Source organism: Roseateles sp. P5_E11, from assembly GCF_054049355.1.
This window is the reverse complement of sequence record NZ_JBFUMO010000681.1, coordinates 1-2,780: the sequence shown is the minus strand read 5'-3', so window position 1 is coordinate 2,780 and position 2,780 is coordinate 1. Positions and strand designations below refer to the sequence as shown.

General features: G+C 73.2%; 3 protein-coding genes. All 3 read right to left on the bottom strand.

What is annotated here, in order from left to right; genetic code table 11:
* Positions 1–91: 91 nt before the first annotated feature.
* Positions 92–1,954, bottom strand: a complete 1,863-nt coding sequence (mnmC, locus tag ACXJKR_RS29070; RefSeq protein ID WP_457325806.1) for an FAD-dependent 5-carboxymethylaminomethyl-2-thiouridine(34) oxidoreductase MnmC — start codon at positions 1,952–1,954, stop codon at positions 92–94.
* Positions 1,951–2,574, bottom strand: coding sequence for a hypothetical protein (locus tag ACXJKR_RS29065; RefSeq protein WP_457325804.1), 624 nt, complete (start codon positions 2,572–2,574; stop codon positions 1,951–1,953). Before ACXJKR_RS29065 ends, mnmC begins: the two co-directional genes overlap by 4 nt.
* Positions 2,575–2,780: hypothetical protein (locus ACXJKR_RS29060; RefSeq protein ID WP_457325803.1), on the bottom strand; the 206-nt coding region annotated here is incomplete at its 5' end.

The following is a 2,780-nucleotide window of genomic DNA, read 5'->3' as shown; positions in this document are numbered from 1 at the left end:
GCGCAGTGTGCCGCCGGCTCTGGTGGGGCGGAAGAGCGATATGGGGGAGGAAGCGGCAATAGTTGCCCGAACCAGGGCCAAACAGGCCGGCTCAGCCGCCCGGCCTGCGTCGCTGGCGCAACGCGAAGCGCAGCGGGTCGACAGCGTCCAGCAGCTCGGCCTCGAGCGGCCGTGGCGAGCCCAGGGCCAGCGCCGCGACCAGGCGCCCGGCCAGGGCCGCCCAGGTGATGCCTCGCGAGGCAAAACCGGTGCAGGCGATGAGCCCCGGCTGGCGTGGCTGCAGGCGCAGTTGCTCGGCCGCCTCACCGGGAGCCGCCAGACCGCCGATCAGCGGCAGGCGGTCCGGCGCGATGAGGCGCCAGGCCACGCGGCCGGCGAGCGGCGCCTGCGGCGGGGTGGCCAGGCCGGCCAAGCGCGCGTAGCGGGCGAGGTTGTCGGCCTGATCAACCTCGCGCAGCGCCGGGTCGAGATCACCGTCCTGGGTCGTCGCACCGCACCACAGGCCGCCGCGGCCATCGGCGATGGCGTAGCCGTCGCCGGCGATGGGGACGATGGGGCACCAGGGCGCTTCCGGCAAGTGGGTCAACTGGCCGCGCTGCACGGTCAAGCCGGCAGCCAGTTCGCCGAGCAGCGACAGTTGGCCATGGCCGCCGGCCAACACGACAAGGGGCGCCTCGGCGATGCGATGACCCTGGGCATCCCGCAGGCGCCAGCCGTCGGTGGCTGCTTCCAGGGCGGCGACGGGGCTGCCCAGTTTCAGGGCGACCCCGCTGGCGGCCAACATGGCGCGGATGTAGGCGGCCGGGTCCAGCGCGCCACCACCGGGATAGAACCAGGCCGGGTGGGCGAGGGCGGTGCCGGCCAGGATCGAGGCGCCTTCGGCGGACAGGGCCTCGACATAGCCCGGCGCGCCGCGCATGGCGGCCAGCGGCAGTCGCGTCTCCATCCTCAGCAGGCCGCGCTGATGAGGCAGGGCGAGCTCCGTCAGCAAAGCCTGCGTGGCCAGCGCCGCGGCGCGGTTGAAGCGCGCGTGCGGGCCGTCGTCCGGGTTGAGGGTGCCGTGGAAGAGGCCGGCCGGGTTGCCCGAGCTGGCCTGGGCCGGGCCTGGCAACGCATCGACGACGGTGCAGGCCACGCCCGCCCGCGAGAGCGCCAGCGCGCAGGCCGCACCCGCAAGGCCGGCGCCGACGATGACGGCCTGCTTCGCGCCGGGCGCCAGCGGCTCGCGGCCGGCCGGCCGCTGCGTGTGCCGAGGCGCGAACCGGGCGACGGTCATCTCGGGCTTGTTGGCAAAACCTGGCGCCAGGCTCACTTCGAAGCCCAGCGCGGTGAGCGCCCTGCGCATGGGCCGCGAGATGCTCCACGTGGCCGCCGTCGTGCCGGGCACGGCGTGCCGGGACAGGCTCTTCAGCAGCCATTCGTCCCACAGCTCCGGGTTGCGCTGTGGCGCGAAGCCGTCGAGGTAGAGAGCATCGGCGTTCAGCACCAGTTCGCGCAGCAACTCGCGTGCATCGCCCAGGCCCAGCAGCAGTTCGACGCGACCGTCCTCGAAGCTCAGCGTGTGCAGGCCGGCGGTCAGCGGCGGCCAGCGTTCGACCAGTCGGGCCGCCAGGTCGGGCAAGGGGCTGGCCGCATGGACGCGGGCCAGGTCGTCGCGCTTCAGTGGGTGCTTCTCCACGCTGACGAAGACGAGGCGCTCGCAGCGTGCCGGGTCTTGCTGCCAGGCGTTCCAGGTGGCGAGGAAGTTGTTGCCCAGACCAAAGCCGGTCTCCAGCACGACGAAGCGCTCGCGGCCCTGCCAGCGGCCGGGCAGGCCGTTGCCGGCGACGAACACGTGGCGGGCCTGGGGCAGGGCGCCGGCGCGCGAGTGATAGACGTCGCCGAAGGTGGGGGAAGCCGGGGCATCGGGGTCGGAAAAGTCGACCTCGGTGGGCTCGATCGCCGGGGACTTCATTGGCCCATGCGTTGCATTTCGCCGGACTCGATGATGCGCACGGCCGGGCCGGGGGCTTCGAGGGCCAGGCGCATGGCCCGTGCAATGCGCTGCGGCGAGATGGGGCGCCAAGTGCCGGGAATCAGCCCGGCCAGCGGCCGTACCAGCCTCAGCGTCCAGGCCTCCGCCGTGCGGCGCGGTTGGTCGAGCTGCTCACGCTCGCCGTCCAGCAGGGAAGGCCGAGCGATGACGAGGCGCTCGAAGCCGAGTGCGATCAGCGCGTCCTCGGCCTCACCCTTGACCTGGTTGTAGAAGACCGGCGAACGCGCGTTCGCACCGAGCGCCGACACCAGGCCGCAATGCGTGGCGCCCGCCTCGCGCGCCGCGCGGGCGACGGTGAGCACTGCGTCGAAATCTGCTGCGCGAAAGGCCTCGCGCGAGCCAGCCTGGGCCATCGTCGTGCCCAGCGCGATGAGCACGCAGCAGGGGGCGGGCAGGGCGGCGAACGAGCCGGGCTGGGTGTAGTCCACCGTCGTCATGCCCGGCAACGGCTTGCGCGCCAGCGCGATGGCGTCGGGCCATTCGGCGCACAGTGCGCGGCCGACGAGGCCGGTCGCGCCGGCTATCCAGGTGCTTGTCATCTAGTCCTCGAGCAGAGCGGCCAGCGCCTGCGCGTCCAGCGGCGAAGCCTGTTCATGGCCCTCGAGCATGCCCTCGGCCAGGCCGCGCTTGTCGCGGTGCAGCTCAATGATGCGCTCCTCCACCGAGCCGGCCGTCACCAGCCGGTAGACGGTGACCGGGCGCTGCTGGCCCATGCGGTGGGCACGGCCGCTGGCCTGGTCTTCGG